Genomic DNA, 21,684 nt, shown 5'->3' on the forward strand with positions numbered 1-21,684 from the left:
ATGGTAAGGCACATCGTCCTGATAAAGTTCACAGAAGATCTCGGAGAGGCGGCGATCGCCGCGCTCTTCGACGAGTTGCACGCCATCGAAGGCAAGATCCCCGGTTTGCTGGCGATCACCTCCGGCCGCAGCGAAAGCCCGGAGAAGATGGAGCGCGGCTATATGCACGGCTTTGTCGCGGATTTCACCGATTGGGACGCGTTGCAGGCCTACCAGGACCACCCGGAGCATCAGGCGCTGGGGGCCAAGCTGGTGGCCAATGCCGACGGCGGCAAGGCCGGCATCCTGTGCTTTGACCTGCCGGTGGCGGGCGGCTGAAGGCGCCACGCGCAAAGGGCCGTTCAATCGCGGCGGGGGCGTGCTACACGGATACCCGCAGAGGCAAGGCAGAGGCACCATGACCACGACCCGCAGACCGACGATCATCGACGTGGCCCTTAAGGCGGGGGTATCGAAGTCGACCGTCAGTCTTGTGCTGCAGAACAGCCCGTCCGTCCGCGACGAAACCCGCAAGCTGGTGCGCCATGCCATGGCGGAGATCGGTTACGTCTACAATCGCGCCGCCGCCAACATGCGCAAGTCGAACGCCGGGCTGATCGGACTGGTCATCAACGACCTGCGCAACCCATTCTTCACCGAATTCGCCACCTCCCTGCAGATGGCGCTTGCAGAGAAGGGCTACTCGACTGTCATCGCGAATACCGACGAAAGCGCCGCGCTGCAGGCGCAGGTGGTGGGGGCGATGATCGAACACGGCGTGTCGGCCTTCATCATCTGCCCGACATACGGCGAGACCGCGCCGACATTCGACGCCATCGCCAAGGCGGGGATTCCCGCGATGCAGATGCTGCGGCGGGTCGATGACCGCCTGGACCTCTTCCCTTTTACCGCGCCGGATTACCTGTCCGGCAGCCGGGATGCGACGGAGCATCTGCTCAGCACCGGCGCGCGGCGGGTGGCCTTTGTCGGCGGACTCGAAGGGCGCGCGGTGACAGAGGAACGCAAGGCGGGCTACCTGTCGGTGTTGGCGGCGGCGGGGATGGAGCCGCTGGTGGTTACCGGTCGTGCCAGCCGCGCCTTTGGCCGGGACGCGGCGAAACGGCTGGCAGAGCAGCACCCGGAGGTGGACGCGGCCGTGTGCTTCAACGACCTCGTGGCGCTGGGTATGTTGTCTGGTTTCCACGAGATCGGGCGGCGCGTGGGCGAGGATTTCCGCATCGTCGGATTCGATGACATCGAGGACGCGGCGCAGACCTTTCCGGGGGTCTCGTCGGTGCGCTGCGATATCGCCGGCATTGGCGCACGGGCGGCGGACACGGTGATCCGCTGGCTGGAGGCGGGGGAGGTCCCGCCGCCGGAAACACGGACTCCGATCAGCCTGTCGGTCCGGGCCTCCAGCGGCGCCTGACGACCCTAGTCGGCGGTGTAGATCGCCCCGGTTAGCCACGCGGGCCAGTCGCGTTCAAAGAAGGGCCGCGCGGTTTCATCGAATGGGCGGTTGGCGCGGGTGGAAAGCGCGATGCGCGTGCCGTCCAGGCGGACGAGTATCTGCTCCGCCTTGTCCTCCTCGCGTTCCGTGCGGAAACGGTAGTCCGTGAGCGGGCCCTGGGAGGAATCCGGGAGGGCTTCGCCCGTGTCGTCGCAGATCGCCCGCGCGCCCCGGCTGCCGCCGCCCTTGCCGATGTAATGATCCAGTGCCGTCAGCACCGCCTCGGAGGCGAGCGCCATCTGTTGCCATTGCAGGGCACGGGCCACTTCGCCGGAACGGGTGAGGGACAGGCCCTGCCTGCGGATGGCGGCGTTGAGCGCTGCGGCCAGGGCGCGAGCCTCAGCCACGGCTTCGGCGCGGCACAGGATGCCGGCGCTGTCGCTCATGCGGGCCTGTACTTCGGACCGGACATCGCGAAGGGGAAGCCCCTCTGGCCGCAGCAGCGCGTCGATCCGGCGCACGGCGTCCTCCGCCGTTGCGCGAACCGGGACCGGAGTGGGGGCGAATGCCGTGGTGGCGGCGACGTGCTCCGCCACGCGGGTGCCAAAGACCTGTCCCGCGTTCAGCGCCGATCCGCCGGGGCGGGTGATGCCGTGGGTGCCCGCGGCCTCGCCGATGGCGTAGATGCCGGAGACGCTGCTGCGCCCCCATGTATCCACCGCGATGCCGCCGTTCATGTGCTGATGGTTCACCGCGAATTCCAGCGGCTCGGTTGCTATATCCACCTTGTAGCGGCGATACAGTTCGATCGCGAGCGGGTTCATGTGGCGCAGACGGTCGATGGGAAGCGCGTGATCCGCGCCCGCCGTGGCAAGGTAGCGCGCCACGTCCGCGTCCAGCCGGTCGAGGCTGAAAGGCTGATCGCCGGTCACCGGCAGGGGGTTGCGGTTGAAGTCCATGAAGACCCGTCGCCCCTTCCGTGCCTCGCGGAAGATGGCGAGATCGGCAAGACTGGACTGAAAATCCAGCATCCGGCTGGCGTGGAAAGGCCACTGGTAGCCCTTTCGGAAGACGTTCGAGGCCAGTTCCTGCGTGGTGCGGTAGTATTCTGCGAGGAAGTGGTGTTCGCGCCCTTCGGCGTCGACGGAGTAGATATGGGGGATCACCTGCACGTAGGTGCCCGAGAGATTCCAGGGGAAGCCTTCACGCCGCGTGCCGATCCCGAACTGGCTTTCGGTGATGTTGACCAGGGTCAGGCCCGCCTCCAGCGCCAGCCCGAGGGAGCCGAAGCAGCCATTGGGAAACACGCTGTCGCGATAAAGCTCGCCCGGTCCGCCCGCCGCCAGCACCACAGTGGCGCAATCGAAGAGTACGAGGCCGTATGGGTTTTCGTCGGTCCGGTCGCGGGGGCGGATCGCCAGCAGGCCGGTGGCGCGGCGGGCGTCGCCAGTCCCCTCGGTCAGGATGCGCACCACGGTCGTCTGGTTGAGAAACGGCACGCCGAGGCGAATGGCTTCTTCGGCCAGCATCTTCACCATCAGGCGCGAGGTGCGCGGGCCGCAACTGGTGGCCCGGCCAACGTCGTCGTGGTCGGTCTGGTAGCGCAGCGTGCCGCCCAGCGGGTCCTGCGGCAATGGCAGCCCGAGGTACTGCAACGAGGCCATGGCGCGGACCGAACCCACGGCTTCGACATAGGCGGTGTCCTCGTCCATGGCGCCCCCGGCGCGGATGGCGCGGGCCATGGCCTTGAAATCGTCGCCCCGGTCGGCGGTATTGGCGGTGTGCAGGGTCTGCTTGTCCGAGCCGGAGCAGGCGGAGGTGCCACCCCACGCGCTCTGGGTGACGATGGCGGTATCGACGCCGCGGCGCGTCATCTCGACCGCCGCACGCAGGCCTGCCGCGCCGCTGCCCACCACCACCGCGCCCGCCCGGTGCCGGGGCACGCGGTGGCGGCCAAGCTGCACGTGGTCATGCGGGCCGGGCTCCGCCCCGAGGCGGGGCATGTCCACGTCGGTCAGCGCGTCGAGGATTTCCTGGGGGACGGTCTGGGTCATGCGGATGTGGTCCTTGCGTTGTGGGTCGGGCGGATCAGGAAACCTCGACCCAGGCCCGTTGGCGCGACGATTCCATGCAAGCGTCGATGATCTGGCAAAGGTGGTGCCCGGTCTCAAAGGTGGGCCACATCGGCCGCCCGGAGGCGACGGAGCGGACGACCTCCGCCACCTCGATGATCTTGCTTTCGTTGTACCCCAGCGCGAAGTTCGGCAGCGGCAGGAACGCGCCAAAGGTCTCGTGCTCCGGGCCGACGTCGATCTCGCGGAAACCCCGGCGGCCTTCGCGGTCCGCGTTCGTGTAAAAGCGCAGGCGGTTCACCTCGTCGTAGGCGTAAAGCAGGCTGCCCTTTGTGCCGTAGACTTCGTAGCTCTGGACAAACTTGCGACCCGTGGCGGTGCGGCTGAAATCGACGACGCCGCGCGCGCCATTGGCAAAGCGGCAAAGGATGTTGGCGCCGTCCGGGTTCGTGACTCGCGCGCGTGCGTCCGTGTCGTTGGGCAGGGGGCGGGTGGCCGTGACGATGTAGGCATCGGAGATCAGGGCCGAGACCCGGCCCACGAGGAACTCCATGAAGCTGAAGACATGGCTGCCGGTGTCCCCCACGATCCCGGTCGGCGCGCCACATGAAGGGGGCCATGGGGTCGCTAAAGGTGTCGATGTGCTGGCAGCCCTTGAAAAGCGTGATCTCGCCGATCTCGCCGGAGGTGATGATCTCTTTCGCCAGATCGTGCACGGGGTTGCGCGGGAAGGCGTGGCCGACGCGGGTGATGACGCCCTTCTCGCGGGCGATGTCGGCCAGCTCGCGGGCCTCGTCGGCGGTATCGGCGAGCGGCTTTTCGCAGTAGACGTGTTTACCCGCGAGAAGGGCGGCCTTTGCCACATCGTAATGCAGGCTGTCGGGCAGGCAGATGTCGATCAGGTCGATTTCCGGGTCGGTCACGGCGGCCTCCCAGTCCTGCAGGATCCTGGCTCCTGGCGCGCGGAAGGCGAGGTCCTTCGCGGCTTGTGGGTTGGTCTCCACCAGCGCCACCACGCGGGCGGTCCCGCCACCGGTGCCAAAGAAATGCGGGAAGGTCTGGTAGGCCATGGTGTGGACCTTGCCCATCCAGCCGGATGCGCCAAGGACGGCAACTCTTATCTCGCGCATGGGTGTCCCCTCCCTGACCTCCGGGGCGAGAAGCTGCGCTGCCCCTACTCCGCCATGGCACGCTGCGCGGGTTCTCCCGACCCGTCGCGCAGGGCGCGGCCCCGACGGAACTGAATCCGTATGGAACGTTCCATTTCGCTAGTGTATCGTTCCAATATTGTCAACACGGCTGTTGGAACGATCCAGAAATGGACCCAGTTTGATGATCTTTCAGATAGGGGGGGATGCGCCAAGCCGGGGCGTCGGGGGCGGATCGGCCCCGTCCCCCTGTAGGCTCAGACGTCGAGTTCTTCAACGAAGCGCGCGTTTTCCTGAATGTACTGAAAGCGCAGTTCGGGCTTCTTGCCCATCAGACGTTCGACAAGATCCCCGGTCTCGCCCGGCTCGTCCTCGTCGATGGTTACCCGGATCAGGGTCCGGGTCTTCGGATCCATGGTGGTTTCCTTCAGATCCTTGGCGTCCATTTCGCCCAGCCCCTTGAAGCGCTGAACGTCGATCTTGCCCTTGCCGCCCAGCCCCTTCGCCAGCGCGGCCTCCTTTGCGGCGTCGTCAGGGACATAGAGCCGTTTCGCCCCCTGCGTCAGACGATAGAGCGGCGGGCAGGCAAGATACAGGTGCCCCTGGTCAATCAGCGGCCGCATCTGCGTGAAGAAAAAGGTCATCAAAAGAGAGGCGATATGCGCGCCGTCCACGTCTGCGTCGGTCATGATTATGATCTTCTCATAACGCAGGTCGTCGATGTTGAATTTCGTCCCCAGTTGCACGCCGAGCGCCTCGCAAAGGTCGCGGATCTCGGCGTTGGAGCTCAGCTTGTTGGAGGCCGCGCCGAGCACGTTCAGGATCTTGCCCTTCAGCGGCAACAACGCCTGCGTCTCGCGGAAACGCGCGCCCTTAGCCGAACCGCCGGCCGAGTCGCCCTCGACGATGAACAATTCCGTGCCCTCGCGGTTCTTCGCGGTGCAGTCGGTCAGCTTGCCGGGCAGGCGCAGCTTCTTTGTTGCGGATTTCCGCGCGGTCTCTTTCTCCTGACGGCGGCGCAGGCGATCCTCTGCTCGGAGCACGAGGAAATCGAGGATGGCACCGGCGGACTTCGTATCGGATGCCAGCCAATTGTCGAAGTGGTCGCGCACGGCGTTTTCCACAAGGCGCGCGGCCTCGGTGGTAGCGAGGCGATCCTTGGTCTGGCCGACGAACTCAGGCTCGCGGATGAAGCAGGACACCAGCGCGCAGCCCCCGGTGGCGAGGTCGTCGCGCGATATCTGCGCGGCTTTCTTGTTGTTCACCAGCTCGCCGTAGGCGCGGATGCCCTTCAGGATCGCAGCCCAGAAACCTGCCTCGTGGGTGCCGCCCTCGGGGGTGGGGACCGTGTTGCAGTAGGACTGGATGAAACCATCGCGGGAGGGCGTCCAGTTGATCGCCCACTCGACCTTGCCGGGAACCTGAAAGCGTTCCTTGAAATCGACCACCCCGGCAAAGGGCGCGTCAGCGTAGGTGCTTGATTTTCCGAGTGTTTCGGTGAGGTAATCGGCAAGGCCGCCGGGGAAGTGGAAGGTGGCCTCTGTGGGCGTTTCGCCGTCGTCGATTTCCGACTTCCAGCGGATCTCCACGCCCGAGAACAGGTAGGCCTTCGAGCGCACCATCTTGAACAGGCGCGCGGGCTTGAAACGGTGGTGTCCAAAGATGTCTTCGTCTGCGTGGAAGGTGACGGCGGTGCCGCGGCGGTTCGGGGCCTGGCCGACCTTCTCGACGCCGCCCAGCGGAATCCCGCGAGAGAAGCGCTGTTCGAAAAGCTCTTTGTTCTTCGCGACTTGCACGACCATGGAGTCGGAGAGCGCGTTCACGACAGAGGCACCGACTCCGTGCAGGCCGCCGGAGGTTTCGTAGGCGTCGCCGGAGAACTTGCCGCCTGCGTGCAACGTGCAGAGGATGACCTCCAGCGCGGACTTGCCGGGGAACTTCGGGTGCGGGTCGATCGGGATGCCGCGGCCGTTGTCGCGGATCTCCACGGCGTAATCGGCATGCAGCGTGATCTCGATGCGGTTGGCGTGGCCGGCCACCGCCTCGTCCATGGAGTTGTCGAGGATTTCCGCCACCATGTGGTGCAGCGCCCGTTCGTCAGTACCGCCGATGTACATGCCGGGGCGTTTGCGCACGGGCTCCAGCCCCTCGAGCACCTCGATGGAGGAGGCGTCGTAGGTCGGCTCGGCTGCGGATTGGAGGAGATCGTCTGCCATGTGCGTGCTCGGTTTGTTCTGTTGATTGACGGGCAGTATGGCATGTCGGAGAGGCGCGTTCCACCCGTTCCCTCGCGCATGCCGCAGCGCGGAAATCGGGTGGCGCCGGGGTGACGCAAGCCATGCACAACCCACACGGCGGGGTAGGGCGGGTACGCGGCCCCGGATCAAGACTTTCGGTCGAGCTTCGGTCCCTCGAACGCGGGACAAGGCCGCAGGCCGCCGCGCCAGCGTCATGCCGGAGGCATGCCTCCGGCATGACCAGCCCCCCCGGGGGGGCGCTATGGTTGGGCTGGGTCCCGGCTTTCTAGGGCGAAGGCCCGGCCCGAGGATGTGTCGGGATAAAGCGCATCCGATCCGCCGTCGGAGCGCTACGCCGCAGATCGGCGACAATTTCCGTTTAACGGTCTGCTAACTCTAAGTGCATGAGTTTTTTTCGTGTATTTAGGACGGACTCCAAACCGCTTCGGTGAACCTTCGCGGATTTCACCACGTTCTGCAAAAATTGAATACCCTTTCCAGAGTTTGCATTTGATATAAGCTGATGTGAAAGGGCTGAACCGTGCGCGTTATTAAAAAAGCCTTGGAAACGCAGGAGTCTCGACATTCGGTCGGGTCCAAGAAGTAGGTGAAGAAACCCTGAATTGTTTAAGGGTCCCAAAGCTGAATAGTCAAAGCTATGGGTTGGGAAGTAGAAATCTCGCGGCTCGATCTCTCCGGATTGCAGTGGCCTTATCTGATCTTCCACAATCTGGAGAAACTCATCTGCTACTCGTAGGTTGAAAATAATCTCATTTTGTAACACCTTGAGGGCGGCTGAAGCCTGCCGTTGTCTCTCGACATATTGCAGGAGTAATTGGATCAAAGAACCTGCCACGATGCCCAAAAAGAGCCAGAGAGAGTTTGTGAATGCTGTGGTCATGAACGTGCGTCCCATTTCAATCGAAGCGCTTCAAAAGTTTGAGCATTATGCTCAATTTTAACGATTTCGGCTCTCCCCACCTCCGTCCACCCCTCCCCCACCTCGGGGAACCACGCGTCCGCCCCCTCGACCTCCACATCAACATGCGTGATCAGCAGCCGATCCGCCAGCGGCAGCATGGCCTCGTAAATGCCTTGTCCGCCGATGCCGTAGATGCGGAAGTAGCCCTTGGACTGTGCGAGCGCGATGGCGTCCTCGACGCTGCCGGCGACGTGCTCGGCCAGGGAGGTGTCGCGGGAGACGACGATGTTGAGGCGGTCCTTCAGCGGCTTGAAGGGGAGGGACTCCCAGGTCTTGCGGCCCATGACGATGGCGCCGCCGAGGGTCTCGCGCTTGAAGAGGGCAAGGTCCTCGGGGATGTGCCAGGGGATGCCACCATCCTTGCCTATGGCGCGGTTGCGGTCGTGGGCGGCGATGAGGGTGATCATGCTGGGGCTCCTCAGACGGCCACGGGGGCCTTGATGGCCGGGGCGGGGTCGTAGCTCTCGAAGGTGAAATCCTCGTAGCGAAAGTCGAAGAGAGATCCGATCTTGCGCGCGAGGGGAAGAGTCGGCAGGGGGCGCGGTTCGCGGGAGAGTTGCAGGGCGACCTGCTCAATGCGATTGGAGTAGATGTGCGCGTCGCCCATGGTGTGGATGAAGTGGCCCGGCTCAAAGCCGGTGACATGGGCGAGCATGCGTTGCAAGAGTGCGTAGGAGGCGATGTTGAACGGTTTTCCGGTCACCTGAGGTTTGTGAAAAAACGCTATTGTTGCGTTTCGTTTGGCGGCTCTTTTTCCTTCAGCCATGGTTTCCATCTCCATTCGTTAGTTCCGATTCGTCCGGAGACGTTGGAAGGGTCTGACTATCCTGTTCTCCGTAGCCCTCGCCTTTCAGGCACTCGTAGGGGTAATCCCCCCATTTTTGTGGGGGCCTGGGCGTAGAATCTACGCGGCCATTCTCAGTTTCCGGGCGGGTGTCAGGCCGCCCTTGCCAATGTTGCGGCGCTCGTTTTTGTAGGACCAGAGCCACCCAGTTGCAATCTTCCGCACCTCGTCGATGCTCTCGAAGATGTACAGGGCCAGCCACTCGTGCCGACGGTGCAGTTGTACCGCTCGACGTAGGCGTTCTGCTGCGGCTTGCCCGGCTGGATATGAGTCAGGACTATGCCCTTGAGCTCGGCCCATTCCATGAGGATGCCGCTTATGTATTCCGGGCCGTTGCCGACGCGAATGGTTCGAGGCGCACCGCGCCATTCGATGATCTGGTTCAGCGCCCGGACGACGCGCTCGGCGGGCAGTGAGAAGGCGATCTCGATACCCATGCCCCCGTACTTGGCACGCCATTTGTACAGCGTCGCGCTGCTCATGTCGTGCTCGCGGCACAGCTCAGCGGCGGGCACACCGCCCTCCATCTGACGCAGCACACCGCTCTCGTGACATTGCTTCGCAATGCACTGCCGGGCAGTGATCGAGGCTATGTTCGGCAGGCTCAAGGACTGGCGGCGGGTGGCCACGCGATACGACCGGTGCCCGAAGGTCTTCCTCTCTGCTATCGCTCTCGCCGCCACGGCCATCTACTGGCTAGGAGGCCTGACCCTGTCGGGCGTACTGACCGCTACACTGCGACTTCCGCTCGGATCGCTGCGTGGGGAGTGTATCCCTCAACCTCGAAGTCCTCGATCCGGTAGTCATCAATACTTTTCGCGTGACGCAGTAGCTTCATCCGTGGAAATGGGCGAGGCTTTCGCGAAATTTGCTCGCGCGCTTGATCGAGGTGATTGAGGTATAGGTGGACATCACCGCCGACCCACACCAACTCCCCCGGACGGAGTCCAGCCTGCTGCGCCAACATCAACTGTAGGGCAGTGGCGCCGACATAATTAAAGGCGGCGCCGAGCAGCAGGTCGACAGACCTTTGAAACAACAGGCAATTCAGACGGCCGTCTGAGGTAACGTGGTATTGGTAAACCATGTGGCATGGAGGTAAGGCCATGGCGCCGAGTTCCGCGACATTCCAACCATGGAAGAGCATCCGTCTGCTCGCGGGGTTCTCGCGGAGCGTCCGGATCAGATCGGCGATCTGGTCATACTCTTCTCCATCTGAACCCAGCCACCGGCGCCATTGTTTGCCATACACGGGACCGAGTTCACCCCATCGTGTAGCAAATGCATCGTCATCGACAATGCGCTGCTCGAAAGCCTCCTGCGTGATGTTTTCGCCAGTCTCTCGTCGATAGGCCGCCAAAGGCCAGTCCGTCCAAATGCGAACGTTTTCGCGCAAGAGCGGCTGGATGTTGGTTCCTCCTGTCAGAAACCACAGCATTTCTTTCACTGCGGTCTTCCAGTAGACGCGCTTGGTCGTAAGGATGGGCACCGTGTCGTTGGAAAGGTCAAAGCGCACCATGGCTCCGAAAATGGACCGAGTGCCGACACCAGTCCGGTCGACGCGCTCGTCTCCACTCTCAAGAACTTGGGCGAGCAAGTCGAGGTATTGGTATTCAGGATGCCTCATGCGCAGACCTCGCGACGGTAAGGGGGGAGTAACATGTTGGCGACATTAACGAACGCGGCAAGCTACATCCAGCGCTTCCACCTGGGGCAATAGCACTATTGCGGGCCGATGCCGGTAGAGCGGGTTTCCAAATGTTTGCTTTATACTGGTCGGCTGCGCCCGACCCTCCCTCGGCAGCCCTACCGGCTGTTCTCCGCGCCCACGCACCAGTTGCCAAGTTCGATTGTTAGGCGCCTCGCGCGCCAAGCGGGGGCTCTGCCGGTTCGCGAGAAGCCGCGCCCGCCCACGTGACGCCATGCGTGCTCGATCTGCGCGGCGCCTGTTCATCAATTGCCGCGGCCGCCCGTCGGCCCCTGCGCCCTTCCGCCCCGACGTCAGGAGAATATTTGCTATGCCGGAAAAGAACGGCACGCCGAGGAAGAGGTCGGCCGCGCGCTGGTAGAGTTGCAGGTGCAGCTTTGCAACCGCGATGCGCATCTGTCAGAGGGTGTGGCAGGGAGGCAGCGCCATGTCGGGCACGTCGGCGGGGTTCCAGGCAGAGACGATGAGGCCGCGGCTATCGGGCGTGGCGCGGATCTGGTCAAGCAGCGTCTCGATCTGGTCGATTTCGCCACGGCGGTCGTCCTTCGGGTTCGGCCAGTGGCGCCACTGGTGGCCGTAGACTGGCCCGAGGTCGCCGTGCTCGTCCGCCCATTCGTCCCAGATGGAGACGCCGTTCTCCTTCAGGTAGCCGATGTCGGTGTCGCCCGAGAGGAACCACAAACGCTCATGGATGATGGAGCGCAGGTGGGGTTTCTTTTTAGTCACGAGGGGGAAACCCTTGGACAGGGGGTAGCGGTATTGCAGGCCGAAGTAGCGGCGTGTGCCGGTGCCATGCGGTCGGTGGTTTCGGTGCCGTGCTCCAGAACGGTGCGGAGCCCGTCGTGGTTTTGTTGCATGGGGGCCTCTAGGGGGAGTGGCATTGTGGGCTTTGTCCGCAAAATATGGAGGAGGCCCGGCAGAGTCGACGGGGGCGTGGCGGTAGTGGGGCGAAAATGCCGCAGATGAGGCGGGCAGGGGGCGGGTTCGATTGACTTTTCCACAGGGCACCCGCAGGCTGGCTGCAAAACAATAGGCAAGACCTGAGGCAGTCAGTATGAATCGGTATATCGCAGCGTTCGCGTTGGCGAGCGCGCTTGCGTCCTGCACGTCGGAGGGCGGCAGTGTCCTGCAAACGGGCACCGACGTCGGCATCGCGACGTGCAACCAGCCTCTGGTGGCGGATACGGCGGAGGAATGCGTCACGTCCTCGTCGTCGGGGTCTTCTGGGTCGACCACCTCCGATCCCGGGGAGATCTACGCCACCGACATGAATGCCGACCTGACCGCCAACGGGATGAGCTACGATCCGGCAACGGACCAGGTGGTGTTCGACAACGTGCCCTTTGACGGCGACGACAACGTCTATGTCCGCAACGCGGCGACGACGAACTACCAGGCTGCCTCGGGGTCGAGCTTTGGAACCTACAACAACGCCAGCGGCACATCGGCGCCCACCACGGAGTTCTTTGCCGTCTTCCGCCGGTCGCCGGGCGATTACAGCCAGGTTGGTGCGTTGGGGTCGCGGCGCTACGTCAGCTACGGTTTCGGCGGGGCTGGCGTTCAGCGGCTGAACGGCGATGGATCGCTGCCAGATGCGGATCAGAGCTATGTCTTCACGGGCGAATACGCGGCGGTGCGCACCATCGTGGAATCCGGGACTGCGACCGAGATCCAGTACGTCGCGGGCACCTCGTCCATCGACGTGGACATCCAGGACTTCAACAATGTCGGCGCGGTTGAGGGCTTCATCGTCAACCGCCAGTTCTTTGACGTGAACGGCGTGGAGGTGGCGGGCATCGGGGGCCGGGATTTCATCCGGCTGGCGACGGCGGAGATCAATTTCGACAGCTGGACGATCACCTCCTCCACGGCGACGCTGCAGGTGGGGAACTCGATCGACAAGGACGCCACGATCGATGCCACGACCACGGGCGGGACACAGACGGCTTCGGGGACCTGGGAGGGTCTATTCGCGGGTCCCAACGGCGAGGAAGTGGCCGGCATCGTGTTTGTCGAGGGCGTGGGCGCGGTGGGCGTCGACGCGGGAACCGGATTGATCCTGACGTCACCGACGGTGCGTGAAACAGGCGTCTTTCAAGCGCGCCGGCCCTGATGCGACCGGGACTGCGGCAGGCCCGGTTGCATGTCTGGCGAGATGTCCGGCGGATAGGCGGAGCACTGTTGACGGCAGGGCTGGTGGCGATTGGGCCGGAAGTTCAGGCTCAGGCTCAGGCTCCCGAGGCCCGGCAGTCTCCTCAGACACAGGAACAGGCGCTGCGCGTGGACGTGGATGACGCCCGAAAGGCCTCGGCCAACGCCCTGGTGGCGGGGCGGGCGCAAGACGCGCTGATCCTCGCTCAGGGGGTGCTGATGGGCCATCCCGCCGACCTCGTAGCGCTGTTCGTGAAGGCACGGGCCTTGCGCGAAGTGGGACGGCCGACGAAGGCGCTGCAGGCAGCTAGGGCTGCGTGGCGCAGTGCGGAAAAGCCGCAGGAACGGTACCACGCCGCAGTCATGATGGCACAGATGCACAGCGCGGCAGGCCACCGTGGGCGGGCGCAGCTCTGGCTGCGGCGCGCGGCCGAGATCGCCCCCGACGAAGTCACCCGAGCCGCCGCAGTGCAGGATTTCCGCATGGTGCGGCGCACGACGCCGTGGCGCTTCGGGATGGACCTGTTTTTACAGCCGTCCGACAATCTCAACAACGCGCCCACGGAGGCGCAGGAGGTGCCGGGGGGGCTGATTTCGGTCACGCCGCCGCTGGAGGGGCTGCGCTATGGGGCGGGCCTGAATTTTCGATATTCGCAGATGCTGGGCGCGCACAAGCGGCTGCATTACGGACTCTACGCAAACGGCACCAGGGTGCGGCTGACCGACAGCGCCCGGCAGGTGCCGGGTGCCGAAGAAGACGACCTGAGCACCGCGCTGCTGGGCGGGTCGCTGACGCTGGAGGCGATCAGCACCGGGGGCGACCGGCTGGCTTCGGGGCAAGTGAGCCTGCGGCGGCACTGGCAGGGCGGCGTGCCTCTGGCCGATGTGGCGCGGCTGGACCTGAGCGTGGGGCAGGCGTTGACGCCCACGCTGAACGGCACGGCGAAACTGGGGTTCGAGCGCACGCAGCGCCACGATTCGGGCACCGGAAACGGCGACCGCCGCGAACTGGGGATGGGGCTGACGCGGCGCCTTGACAGTGGGGTGCTGAATTTCGAGGTCACGGCGGGCAAGACATCGAGCCAAGCCTACAACGTGGGCCGGGTTGACGGGACCGTGGTACTGGCCTTTGCGCTGGCAGAGCCGGTGGCGGGCCTGCTGCCGAAGCTGTCGCTGCAATACGGGGCCTACAATTACGACGCGCCGTGGATCCTGTTGCCAAACGGCCCTGAGCGTGAAGACCGCACGCGAAGCGTTTCGCTGGACCTCGTGCTGCCGAAGATGGGGGCCTATGGCTTTGCCCCGGAAATCGGGCTTTCCTTCACGGACCGAAGCTCCAATTATACGCTTTATGACAGCCGGGGGACGAACCTGCGGCTGGGACTGACATCGGTGTTCTAGGCAGCCCGAATTTTCGCCGAAAATTCGGGCTGTCGAAGGCCGAAGAACGGGAGGCACCCTATGGGCATCAAGTATCTGCACACCATGGTCCGCGTGAAGGACCTGGAAAAATCCATCGAATTCTACAAGCTTTTGGGTCTGGTGGAGCGCCAGCGCAAGGAAAGCGAGCAGGGCCGCTTCACACTGGTCTTCCTGTGCCCGCCGGACATGGCGGACGGCCACGCGGACGTGGAGCTGACCTACAACTGGGACGGCGATGACGGGCTGCCCTCCGATTCGCGGCACTTCGGGCACCTCGCCTACACCGTGCCGGACATCTACGAGGCCTGCCAAAAACTGATGGACGCGGGCGTGACGATCAACCGGCCGCCGCGCGACGGGCACATGGCCTTTGTGCGCTCGCCCGACAATGTTTCCATCGAACTGTTGCAGGAGGGCGAGGCCAAGCCGAAGCAGGAGCCCTGGGCCAGCATGGAGAATACGGGGCATTGGTAAGGCTCTTCGTCAGTCTGACGCTGTGCGCCGCCCTCCTTCCGGGGGCGGCCTCTGCCTGTCGGCTGGCGTTGGTACTGGCGCTGGATGTGTCGTCCTCGGTGGACGAGACTGAGTATTTCCTGCAGCGCGACGGGGTCGCGGCAGCGCTGGTATCCGAAGATGTGATCCGAGCGATCACGCAGGACGGCCCCATCGCGCTCGCGATCTATGAGTGGAGCGGACGGCGCCAGTCGAGCATCGTGCAGGATTGGGTGATGCTGGGCACCCGGACGGAAATCGAGGCCGTGGCCACCCGTTTGTATGGCGCCGAGAGATCCTACCGGCGCTTTCCGACGGCGCTGGGCTTTGCGCTGGGTTTCGGCGCGGAACTGTTGCAGCGCGCGCCGTCCTGCGACCGCCGCGTGATCGACGTGTCCGGCGACGGCGTGACCAACGACGGCTTCGGTCCATTCTACGCCTACAAGCACTTTCCCTTTGACGGGGTGACGGTGAACGGGTTGGCGGTGCTGGGCGCCGATCCGGCGGTGATGGAGCATTTCGAGTTCGAGGTGTTGCACGGGCCGGGTGCCTTCCTCGAGGCGGCGGAAGGCTACGAGGGCTACCAGAACGCCATGGAACGCAAGCTGTTCCGCGAGATCAGCGACCGCATCGTGAGCGACCTGCGTCCCCAGAAACCGTACCCGTGAAGCCGGGGCACTTGAAGCTGGCGCTTATGGTCTTGCTGGGCCTTGCCGGCGCGGCGGGGCAGGCGGCTCAGGCGACCTGTCGGCAGGCGCTGGCGCTGGGGCTGGATGTGTCGGGGTCGGTGGATGACACCGAGTATCGTTTGCAAATGGACGGGCTGGCAGCGGCGCTGATGCACCCGGAGGTCCGCGCGGCGCTTTTCGAAATGCCCGACGCGCCGGTATCGATAACGGTCTTCGAGTGGTCCGGGCCGGAAAGCCAGCGGGTCGTGGTGCCATGGGTGGCCATCGACGGTCCGCCCGCACTGGAAGGCGTTGCCGCACGGCTGCGCGGCGTGGCGCGCGGGGCATCGACGTCCTCCACGGCCCTCGGCGCGGCGAAGCGCTTTGGCGCGGGGTTGCTGGCGGAGCAGGTGGGTTGCTGGAAGCGGGTTCTGGACATCTCGGGCGATGGCACATCGAATACCGGGGTCCGGCCGGGGCTTGTGCGCCCCGATGGCATCACGATCAACGGGTTGGTGATCGAAGAGGGAGAGAATCTCGGCGCGCGGCTGGAGGACTATTACACCGCCTACGTGGTGCAGGGGCCGGATGCGTTTGTAGAGCGCGCGGCAGGGTTCGATAGCTTCGAGGCGGCCATGGTGCGCAAGCTGAAGCGCGAACTGACGGTGCTCGTGGTCTCTGGGCGCTAGATTTCAGGGGAGGGGGCTACTGGAAACGCCGAGCCGGAGGCGGGGAAGGACGCAAGCGCGGTTGCGGCTTTCGGATCGTGAAGGGGGGAGCCTGGCCATTCTGGCCTGTGCGCAACCGGGGCGCGGGGCTCAGTAGATATACCGGATCTGGTCGGTCCAGTAGCGTTCCACGCGTTTGAGCGCGGTGGTGATGTCGTCCATTCCCTCGACGGAAAGAACATTCTTGGTCTGCAGCCCGTCCGCGTGGCGAGAAAAGAGTTCGGCAACGATGTTGCGGATTTCCCGGCCGCGCTGCGTGAGACGGACGCGCACCGAACGGCGGTCGATCTCGCAGCGCTGGTGGTGCATGTACCCCATCTCTACCAGTTTCTTCAGGTTGTAGCTGACGTTGGAGCCCTGATAATAACCCCGGGTCTTCAGCTCGCCGGCGGTTACCTCGTTCTCCCCGATGTTGAACAGCAGCAGGGCCTGCACCGCGTTGACGTCGATGATGCCGAGCCTTTCGAACTCGTCCTTGATGACATCGAGTAGCAGCCGGTGGAGCCGTTCAACAAGGCTCAGGGCGTCAAGGTAGCTCGCCATGAAGCCCTGTTCGGGACTCTTGTCCATGGACGAATGTATGCTCATGTCGTTTTCTCCGCCTGTTTTGATTGACGGCAGCTTTCCGGCAAAAAACCAAATATCGCGTTAAACCACGCAGAAAGCGGTGCAAATTTGCCCTATTTCGCGGCGACGCATCGGGCGAAGCTGACACGCGCGGACAAGCGGTCCGCCGGGTCAGGCGCGGTAACGAAATATCAGGGAACTTGCCTGTCGGGGAATTTGCGGGGCCACGCGAAGGCGTGTCCTGGAACCGGTCCGCAAAACCAAACGGGCCGGGCCGGCAGTGCGATAGGCCCGCCGGCAGGTCTTAGCCGTTGGCAGCCACGGTCCGAATTTCCGCGACCAGTGCGGTGTGGTCATGTGGCGCGGGTTTCTGGCCCGAAATCCACTGGTAGAGGTCCTGATCGTTCTCGTCGAGCAGCCGTTCGTAGGCGTCAAGGGCCGCTTCGTCCATCGCCGCCAGCCGCGCGTCGGCAAAGCGGATCAGGATGATGTCCATCTCCTTCGTGCCGCGCCGCATCGAGCGCATGCTCAGGCGTTTCAGCCTGATTTCTCGCGGTTCGTTGGTCAAAGCTGGCCTTCCTCCTGCAGCTTTGCGCGGAGGCGCTTTTCCACCTGCGCCATCTTTTCCGCCCGGCGCACGATCTGCGCCCGCAGGGCACGCAATTCAAGCAGCAGCGCGTTCACATCCGGGGAGATCGCCTGCTCGTCGGGAGAATTGACGCCTTCGCCCTCGCCGGTGATCAGCCACATCATGGAAACGTTCAGCACGCCCGCCAGCATCTGAAGCCGATTGGCGCGGGGTTCGGAATGGTCCTCTTCCCAGTGCTGGACGCTTTTCGGCTTCAGTCCCAGCTTCTTGGCAAGGTCTTCCTGCGACAGGCCCTGCGCCTCGCGCGCGGCCGCGAGCCGGTCGCCAAGCGTGGCCACGTCGGGGCCGTACCAGTTGTCGTCTTGCATCGTCGTCTCCAATGCGTCGCCGCTTGATCGGGGGGTCTGCGCAGCCTAAGACAGGCCAGGCCTGAACACAAACCGATGAGGGTTTCCGAATGTCTTTCCTGTCCGAGTCCCTTGCCCGCGTGAAGCCCAGCCCCACGCTCGCGGTGACCCAGCTGGCGCGCGAACTGAAGGCCCAGGGGCGGGATGTCATCGGACTCGGCGCCGGTGAACCGGACTTTGACACCCCCGACAACATCAAAGCTGCGGCAATTGCGGCAATCGAGGCGGGGAAAACGAAATATACGCCGCCAGACGGCATCCCGGAGCTGAAGCAGGCAATCTGCGACAAGTTTTTGCGCGAGAACGGGCTGAAGTATCAGCCGTCGCAGATCACGGTGTCCTCGGGGGGCAAGCAGGTGCTGTACAACGCACTGATGGCCACTCTGAACCCCGGCGACGAGGTGATCATTCCCGCGCCCTACTGGGTCAGCTACCCGGATATCGTGCGACTGGGCGGCGGTGAGCCGGTGATCGTGGAAGGGGTCGAGCAGACGGGCTTCAAGATCACGGCGGAGGCGCTGGAGGCAGCGATCACGCCCCGGACAAAGTGGTTCATCTTCAACTCGCCGTCGAACCCCACCGGGGCCGGTTATGCGCGGGACGAGCTGAAGGCGCTCACGGATGTGCTAATGCGCCACCCCCACGTCTGGGTGATGACCGACGACATGTACGAGCACCTGGCATACGACGGGTTCACCTTTGTCACGCCCGCGCAGGTGGAGCCGGGGCTGTATGACCGGACGCTGACGGTGAACGGCGTCTCGAAAGCCTACGCCATGACCGGCTGGCGCATCGGCTACGCAGGCGGACCCGAACTCCTGATTGGGGCCATGCGCAAGATTCAGGGCCAGTCGACGACCAACCCCTGCTCGATCTCGCAATGGGCCGCGGTGGAGGCACTGACCGGGCCGCAGGATTTCCTTGCCACGCGCTGCGAGGCCTTCCGCAAGCGTCGCGATCTGGTGGTGGCGGGGCTGAACGCCTGCCCGGGGATCTCCTGCGCGGTGCCGGAGGGAGCGTTCTACGTCTATCCTTCGGTGGCGGGCTGCCTTGGCAAGACCTCCGCCGGGGGGCGCGCGATCGATACCGACGAGGCCTTCTGCACCGCACTGCTGGAGGAAGAGGGCGTCGCGGTGGTCTTTGGCGCGGGATTCGGCCTGAGCCCGCATTTCCGCGTCAGCTATGCCACGGCAGAGGACCAGCTGACGGAAGCCTGCCGCCGCATCAGGCGGTTTTGCGAGGGCCTTCGCGGCGGGGAGGCGGCCTGATGGCCGGCCTGCCACAGTATTATTACCGAATCCGCGACAATGGCGCGCTGGTCTTCCGGGTCGATACAGAGAACCGGCAGCGCCGTATCGAGATGGAGCAGATCGCCGTCGTCAACCTCAACCGGGACGAGATCAAGCCCCAGGGCGACGACCCGCTGACCGACACGGATCTGGCCGAGATCCGGCGCTGGATGTTGAGCCGCAAGGCGCTGCTGGCGATGCGTGACATCGACGACATTCACCGCGCCGTGGACCATCTGAACGCCACGACGCAATGGGCGCAGTCGAAGGCAACCGATGACCAGCTCGAAGAGGTGACGGATGCGCTGCTATTGGCCATGCATGACCTGCGCTCCGTTCTGGTGCGGAAGAAAGCCGACCGGGTGATAAAGCCGACCGGGTGATGAAGGGCTGATCGGTCGGGGCGCGTGCAGTATCCGGGCCGGCCCGCCGGGATATGGGGCATTTCGCGCGGCAGTGATCGGCAAAGGTCCGCTCAGGGAGGCCGAACCGGGGCGCTCCCCCTTTTGCTCCTGCACCGATAGCAGTAGCAAAATTTCATGCCGACCGATCCGACACCTGCGGAGGAGCGTCCGCTGCTCCCTGATCACGCATCATCCCTTTCGGAGCCGCCGCTCTTCCCGCTTTCGCCCGAACGAGTCCGGGCGTTGCTGGAGCCTGTCGGCCCCTGACCGCTCAAAGCTCCCGCCGCCTGCATGGGGGGGCGGCCGAACGTTTCCGGCCTACCAGATATGGTGGCATTGGCCCGATCCGGGAAACAATTGCCTCCCCGGTGTTTGAAAAGACAACAAGAATTTGACTTGCCCACAGGCAGTGTTAGCCTTTGCAGGGGATTTCTGCGAGTCACCGTATTCCGTCACCATGGGGGACAACATGAAACTTTTGCTTGCGGCGGCTGCCGCTGTCGCATTTTCCGGTAGTGCCGCGCTGGCTTGGGGCGACATGTACATGGGCGATCCGACCAACAATCCGAATTCGAACTTCCTGATGCACGCCTACAACGCGCCGAACTTCTGCCCCGCGGGGCTGTCGCCGGTCCTGATCAACGGCGTCGTCTGCTGCGGCCAGCCCAACGCGGGCGCCTACATCAACCGCCCCGGCAAGGTCTACCGCCAACCAGTTTACCACAAGCCGGCGCCGCGCGCCTACGCACCAGAGGGCGAAAAAGGCGTGGTTTACCGCTGAGATCAACCCTTCGGACCATGGCGTAAGGTATGGACCCTTGGCTTTTCCCGTCAGGCCGCGTATAGGCGCGGCCTGATTTCTTTATGTCGTCCGGAGGCAAGCTCATGCAGGGCAGCGCGAATCTCAACATCATGATGAAGGCGGCGCGCAAGGCGGGGCGGTCCCTCGTGAAGGACTTCCGCGAGGTCGAGAACCTGCAGGTCTCGATGAAAGGCGCGGGCGATTTTGTCAGCCGCGCCGATATCGCGGCGGAAAACATCCTACGCGAGGAGCTGATGGGCGCGCGCCCGACCTATGGCTACCTCGGCGAGGAAACCGGCGAAGTGGCGGGGCAGGACCCCACCCGGCGCTGGATCGTCGATCCGCTCGACGGCACGACGAACTTCCTGCACGGACTGCCGCATTGGGCGGTTTCCATTGCGCTGGAGCACAAGGGCCAGATCGTGTCCGCCGTGGTCTTCGATGCGGCGAAGGACGAGATGTTCTATGCCGAAAAGGGCACCGGAGCGTGGCTGAACGATTCGAAACGGATGCGCGTTTCGGGCCGCCGCCGCATGGTGGAGGCGCTGTTCGCCACCGGTGTCCCCTTCGGCACGAAGCGCACGCTGCCGGCTACACTGAAGGACCTCGCCCGGCTGATGCCGGAATGCGCCGGCGTCCGCCGTCAGGGCGCCGCCTCGCTGGACCTGTGCTATGTCGCGGCGGGTCGCTTCGATGGTTACTGGGAACGCGAACTTCAGCTTTGGGACGTGGCGGCGGGCTACCTGATCGCACAGGAAGCGGGCGCTCTGATCGAGGGCGTGCGCGAAGATCAGGACCCGCTGGCGAGCGGCTCCATGCTGGCGGCGAACAACGAAATCTTCTCCAGCTTCGCGCGGGTTCTGCGGTCGGATTGATCCGCCCGGCGGCGATCCCGAATGGCGGAGCCGCCGCAGAAAATAAAACATAGAAAAGTAGCCAGGAACGCGCGCTCCTGGCTTCTATGCTTTCCACAATAAACTTTTGCAGGCGCCGCGTCAGCGGCGGCGGATTTTCGGAATGGCGGTGAGGGAGCGGTAGGGCGCTGCGGGATGCGGTGGCAGGCCATGGCTGCGCGACCAGAAGCGCACACCCCCGAGGCGGCGGAAGGTCGGCAGCGCCAGCGCCATACCCGCGACGAAGCCGCCGATATGCGCCCAGTAGGCGATGCCGCCTTCGTCGGGGCTGGCTCCGATGCCGCCCCAGACCTGCAGCCCCAGCCAAAGCGCCAGCGTGAGCCATGCGGGCACGGGGATGACCTTGAAGAAGACGATCAGGATCACGAGGATATCGACCCGCGCACGCGGGAACAGCAGCAGGTAGCCCCCCATCACCCCCGCGACGGCGCCCGAGGCACCGACTGTGGGGACCATGGACAAGGGCGCGGAGGCGTAGTGCACCAACCCTGCGAGCACCCCGGCGGCAAGGTAGAACAACCCGAAGCGCAGGTGGCCCATCGCGTCTTCGAGGTTGTCGCCGAAGATGTAGAGGTAAAGCATGTTGCCCGCGAGGTGCAGCAGGCCGCCGTGCAGGAACATGGAGGTCACGAGGCCGCCGTAGCCGAAGCCCTCGGTCAGGAAGCGGGGGACAAGCGCGTATTGAGCATAAAGCGCGTCCAGAGCGCGGTCGTTCATGGCGGAGTCGAGTGTGTACAGGAATACGCCCACGTTGATCGCGATCAGCGCGTAGGTCACGAAGGGCGTCCGCCCCGAGGGATTGTGATCGCGGATCGGGAACATGGGCTACAG

21 protein-coding genes and 6 pseudogenes are annotated in these 21,684 nt (G+C 64.3%); 12 read left to right on the top strand and 15 right to left on the bottom strand.

Annotated elements, in window-relative coordinates:
- Window positions 1-318 (top strand): Dabb family protein, encoded by a 318-nt coding sequence (locus J5474_RS13855; protein ID WP_209361506.1) that lies wholly within the window; start codon window positions 1-3, stop codon window positions 316-318.
- A gap of 79 nt (window positions 319-397) precedes the next feature.
- The gene (locus J5474_RS13860) at window positions 398-1,408 is read left to right on the top strand and encodes a LacI family DNA-binding transcriptional regulator (RefSeq protein ID WP_209361507.1); all 1,011 of its coding nucleotides are present in this window, start codon (window positions 398-400) and stop codon (window positions 1,406-1,408) included.
- A gap of 5 nt (window positions 1,409-1,413) precedes the next feature.
- On the opposite strand, the gene J5474_RS13865 is transcribed toward J5474_RS13860, so the two are convergent.
- The 9 genes and pseudogenes from J5474_RS13865 to J5474_RS22820 all read right to left on the bottom strand — a co-directional run.
- Window positions 1,414-3,483, bottom strand: coding sequence for an FAD-dependent oxidoreductase (locus J5474_RS13865; protein ID WP_209361508.1), 2,070 nt, complete (start codon window positions 3,481-3,483; stop codon window positions 1,414-1,416).
- A gap of 34 nt (window positions 3,484-3,517) precedes the next feature.
- On the bottom strand, window positions 3,518-4,366 hold the full coding sequence (locus J5474_RS22810) for a Gfo/Idh/MocA family protein (RefSeq protein WP_425342890.1): 849 nt from the start codon (window positions 4,364-4,366) through the stop codon (window positions 3,518-3,520).
- Window positions 4,296-4,631 (bottom strand): annotated as a pseudogene (locus J5474_RS23290) (Gfo/Idh/MocA family protein); the annotation flags it as partial. The gene J5474_RS22810 and the pseudogene J5474_RS23290, both read right to left, overlap by 71 nt.
- A 275-nt stretch (window positions 4,632-4,906) precedes the next feature.
- Window positions 4,907-6,865, bottom strand: coding sequence for a DNA topoisomerase IV subunit B (gene parE, locus J5474_RS13875; RefSeq protein WP_209361510.1), 1,959 nt, complete (start codon window positions 6,863-6,865; stop codon window positions 4,907-4,909).
- Between the two features lie 400 nt (window positions 6,866-7,265).
- The gene (locus J5474_RS13880; protein ID WP_209361511.1) at window positions 7,266-7,787 is read right to left on the bottom strand and encodes a hypothetical protein; all 522 of its coding nucleotides are present in this window, start codon (window positions 7,785-7,787) and stop codon (window positions 7,266-7,268) included.
- Entirely contained in the window at window positions 7,784-8,275 is a 492-nt protein-coding gene (locus J5474_RS13885; protein WP_209361512.1) for a dihydrofolate reductase, read from the bottom strand. Before J5474_RS13885 ends, J5474_RS13880 begins: the two co-directional genes overlap by 4 nt.
- 11 nt (window positions 8,276-8,286) lie before the next feature.
- Window positions 8,287-8,565: pseudogene (gene thyA, locus J5474_RS13890) on the bottom strand (thymidylate synthase); the annotation flags it as partial.
- Window positions 8,566-8,772: 207 nt separating this feature from the next.
- Window positions 8,773-9,152: pseudogene (locus J5474_RS13895) on the bottom strand (transposase); the annotation flags it as partial.
- A 42-nt stretch (window positions 9,153-9,194) separates the two neighbouring features.
- Window positions 9,195-9,239 (bottom strand): annotated as a pseudogene (locus tag J5474_RS22820) (hypothetical protein); the annotation flags it as partial.
- A gap of 46 nt (window positions 9,240-9,285) precedes the next feature.
- On the opposite strand from J5474_RS22820, the pseudogene J5474_RS13905 reads away from it, so the two are divergent.
- Window positions 9,286-9,411, top strand: a pseudogene (locus tag J5474_RS13905) (transposase); the annotation flags it as partial.
- A gap of 31 nt (window positions 9,412-9,442) precedes the next feature.
- Here J5474_RS13905 and J5474_RS13910 read toward each other — a convergent pair.
- Window positions 9,443-10,339: a thymidylate synthase gene (locus J5474_RS13910; protein ID WP_209361514.1), complete on the bottom strand. Its 897-nt coding sequence runs from the start codon at window positions 10,337-10,339 to the stop codon at window positions 9,443-9,445.
- A 402-nt stretch (window positions 10,340-10,741) separates the two neighbouring features.
- Window positions 10,742-11,277, bottom strand: a pseudogene (gene thyA, locus J5474_RS22825) (thymidylate synthase); the annotation flags it as partial.
- Window positions 11,278-11,474: 197 nt separating this feature from the next.
- On the opposite strand from thyA (J5474_RS22825), the gene J5474_RS13920 reads away from it, so the two are divergent.
- The 5 genes from J5474_RS13920 to J5474_RS13940 all read left to right on the top strand — a co-directional run bounded on the left by J5474_RS13920 (window position 11,475) and on the right by J5474_RS13940 (window position 15,842).
- On the top strand, window positions 11,475-12,533 hold the full coding sequence (locus tag J5474_RS13920; RefSeq protein ID WP_209361612.1) for a hypothetical protein: 1,059 nt from the start codon (window positions 11,475-11,477) through the stop codon (window positions 12,531-12,533).
- Window positions 12,534-12,601: 68 nt separating this feature from the next.
- Complete coding sequence (locus J5474_RS13925; RefSeq protein ID WP_209361515.1) at window positions 12,602-13,972, top strand: surface lipoprotein assembly modifier; 1,371 nt, start codon at window positions 12,602-12,604, stop codon at window positions 13,970-13,972.
- A 60-nt stretch (window positions 13,973-14,032) separates the two neighbouring features.
- Window positions 14,033-14,467 (top strand): VOC family protein, encoded by a 435-nt coding sequence (locus tag J5474_RS13930; protein WP_209361516.1) that lies wholly within the window; start codon window positions 14,033-14,035, stop codon window positions 14,465-14,467.
- On the top strand, window positions 14,461-15,153 hold the full coding sequence (locus tag J5474_RS13935) for a DUF1194 domain-containing protein (RefSeq protein WP_245216457.1): 693 nt from the start codon (window positions 14,461-14,463) through the stop codon (window positions 15,151-15,153). Before J5474_RS13930 ends, J5474_RS13935 begins: the two co-directional genes overlap by 7 nt.
- A gap of 11 nt (window positions 15,154-15,164) precedes the next feature.
- Window positions 15,165-15,842 carry a DUF1194 domain-containing protein gene (locus J5474_RS13940; protein WP_245216458.1) on the top strand — a complete coding sequence of 226 codons (678 nt, stop codon included), beginning with the start codon at window positions 15,165-15,167 and terminating at the stop codon, window positions 15,840-15,842.
- A 129-nt stretch (window positions 15,843-15,971) separates the two neighbouring features.
- Here the strand turns inward: J5474_RS13940 and J5474_RS13945 are convergent, their stop codons facing one another.
- From J5474_RS13945 to J5474_RS13955, 3 genes are all read right to left on the bottom strand, one after another.
- A complete protein-coding gene (locus J5474_RS13945; protein ID WP_209361517.1) occupies window positions 15,972-16,469 on the bottom strand; it encodes a MarR family winged helix-turn-helix transcriptional regulator in 498 nt (165 codons plus the stop codon).
- Between the two features lie 283 nt (window positions 16,470-16,752).
- Window positions 16,753-16,974, bottom strand: a complete 222-nt coding sequence (locus J5474_RS13950; protein WP_209361602.1) for a succinate dehydrogenase assembly factor 2 — start codon at window positions 16,972-16,974, stop codon at window positions 16,753-16,755.
- Window positions 16,975-17,012: 38 nt separating this feature from the next.
- Window positions 17,013-17,405, bottom strand: a complete 393-nt coding sequence (locus tag J5474_RS13955) for a helix-turn-helix domain-containing protein (RefSeq protein ID WP_209361518.1) — start codon at window positions 17,403-17,405, stop codon at window positions 17,013-17,015.
- Window positions 17,406-17,494: 89 nt separating this feature from the next.
- On the opposite strand from J5474_RS13955, the gene J5474_RS13960 reads away from it, so the two are divergent.
- The 4 genes from J5474_RS13960 (at window position 17,495) to J5474_RS13975 (ending at window position 20,814) form a co-directional block, all read left to right on the top strand.
- Entirely contained in the window at window positions 17,495-18,712 is a 1,218-nt protein-coding gene (locus tag J5474_RS13960) for a pyridoxal phosphate-dependent aminotransferase (protein WP_209361519.1), read from the top strand.
- Window positions 18,712-19,116 (top strand): hypothetical protein, encoded by a 405-nt coding sequence (locus J5474_RS13965; protein WP_209361520.1) that lies wholly within the window; start codon window positions 18,712-18,714, stop codon window positions 19,114-19,116. The genes J5474_RS13960 and J5474_RS13965 overlap by 1 nt, the downstream gene beginning before the upstream one ends.
- Window positions 19,117-19,606: 490 nt before the next feature.
- Window positions 19,607-19,918 carry a hypothetical protein gene (locus tag J5474_RS13970; RefSeq protein WP_209361521.1) on the top strand — a complete coding sequence of 104 codons (312 nt, stop codon included), beginning with the start codon at window positions 19,607-19,609 and terminating at the stop codon, window positions 19,916-19,918.
- 104 nt (window positions 19,919-20,022) lie between these two features.
- On the top strand, window positions 20,023-20,814 hold the full coding sequence (locus J5474_RS13975; RefSeq protein WP_209361522.1) for an inositol monophosphatase family protein: 792 nt from the start codon (window positions 20,023-20,025) through the stop codon (window positions 20,812-20,814).
- A gap of 120 nt (window positions 20,815-20,934) precedes the next feature.
- On the opposite strand, the gene J5474_RS13980 is transcribed toward J5474_RS13975, so the two are convergent.
- A complete protein-coding gene (locus J5474_RS13980; RefSeq protein ID WP_209361523.1) occupies window positions 20,935-21,675 on the bottom strand; it encodes a rhomboid family intramembrane serine protease in 741 nt (246 codons plus the stop codon).
- Window positions 21,676-21,684: the final 9 nt, after the last annotated feature.

This window comes from Sagittula salina, from assembly GCF_017813235.1.
Lineage (GTDB): Bacteria > Pseudomonadota > Alphaproteobacteria > Rhodobacterales > Rhodobacteraceae > Sagittula > Sagittula salina.

Bases quoted from the DNA above. Each gene is read 5' to 3' on its own strand.
- J5474_RS13855 (WP_209361506.1), top strand. From the start codon at position 1: ATGGTAAGGCACATCGTCCTGATAAAGTTCACAGAAGATCTCGGAGAG.
- J5474_RS13860 (WP_209361507.1), top strand. From the start codon at position 398: ATGACCACGACCCGCAGACCGACGATCATCGACGTGGCCCTTAAGGCG.
- J5474_RS13865 (WP_209361508.1), bottom strand. From the start codon at position 3,483: ATGACCCAGACCGTCCCCCAGGAAATCCTCGACGCGCTGACCGACGTG.
- J5474_RS22810 (WP_425342890.1), bottom strand. From the start codon at position 4,366: ATGTGGCAAAGGCCGCCCTTCTCGCGGGTAAACACGTCTACTGCGAAA.
- parE (WP_209361510.1), bottom strand. From the start codon at position 6,865: ATGGCAGACGATCTCCTCCAATCCGCAGCCGAGCCGACCTACGACGCC.
- J5474_RS13880 (WP_209361511.1), bottom strand. From the start codon at position 7,787: ATGACCACAGCATTCACAAACTCTCTCTGGCTCTTTTTGGGCATCGTG.
- J5474_RS13885 (WP_209361512.1), bottom strand. From the start codon at position 8,275: ATGATCACCCTCATCGCCGCCCACGACCGCAACCGCGCCATAGGCAAG.
- J5474_RS13910 (WP_209361514.1), bottom strand. From the start codon at position 10,339: ATGAGGCATCCTGAATACCAATACCTCGACTTGCTCGCCCAAGTTCTT.
- J5474_RS13920 (WP_209361612.1), top strand. From the start codon at position 11,475: ATGAATCGGTATATCGCAGCGTTCGCGTTGGCGAGCGCGCTTGCGTCC.
- J5474_RS13930 (WP_209361516.1), top strand. From the start codon at position 14,033: ATGGGCATCAAGTATCTGCACACCATGGTCCGCGTGAAGGACCTGGAA.
- J5474_RS13945 (WP_209361517.1), bottom strand. From the start codon at position 16,469: ATGAGCATACATTCGTCCATGGACAAGAGTCCCGAACAGGGCTTCATG.
- J5474_RS13950 (WP_209361602.1), bottom strand. From the start codon at position 16,974: ATGCGCTCGATGCGGCGCGGCACGAAGGAGATGGACATCATCCTGATC.
- J5474_RS13955 (WP_209361518.1), bottom strand. From the start codon at position 17,405: ATGCAAGACGACAACTGGTACGGCCCCGACGTGGCCACGCTTGGCGAC.
- J5474_RS13960 (WP_209361519.1), top strand. From the start codon at position 17,495: ATGTCTTTCCTGTCCGAGTCCCTTGCCCGCGTGAAGCCCAGCCCCACG.
- J5474_RS13965 (WP_209361520.1), top strand. From the start codon at position 18,712: ATGGCCGGCCTGCCACAGTATTATTACCGAATCCGCGACAATGGCGCG.
- J5474_RS13970 (WP_209361521.1), top strand. From the start codon at position 19,607: ATGAAACTTTTGCTTGCGGCGGCTGCCGCTGTCGCATTTTCCGGTAGT.
- J5474_RS13975 (WP_209361522.1), top strand. From the start codon at position 20,023: ATGCAGGGCAGCGCGAATCTCAACATCATGATGAAGGCGGCGCGCAAG.
- J5474_RS13980 (WP_209361523.1), bottom strand. From the start codon at position 21,675: ATGTTCCCGATCCGCGATCACAATCCCTCGGGGCGGACGCCCTTCGTG.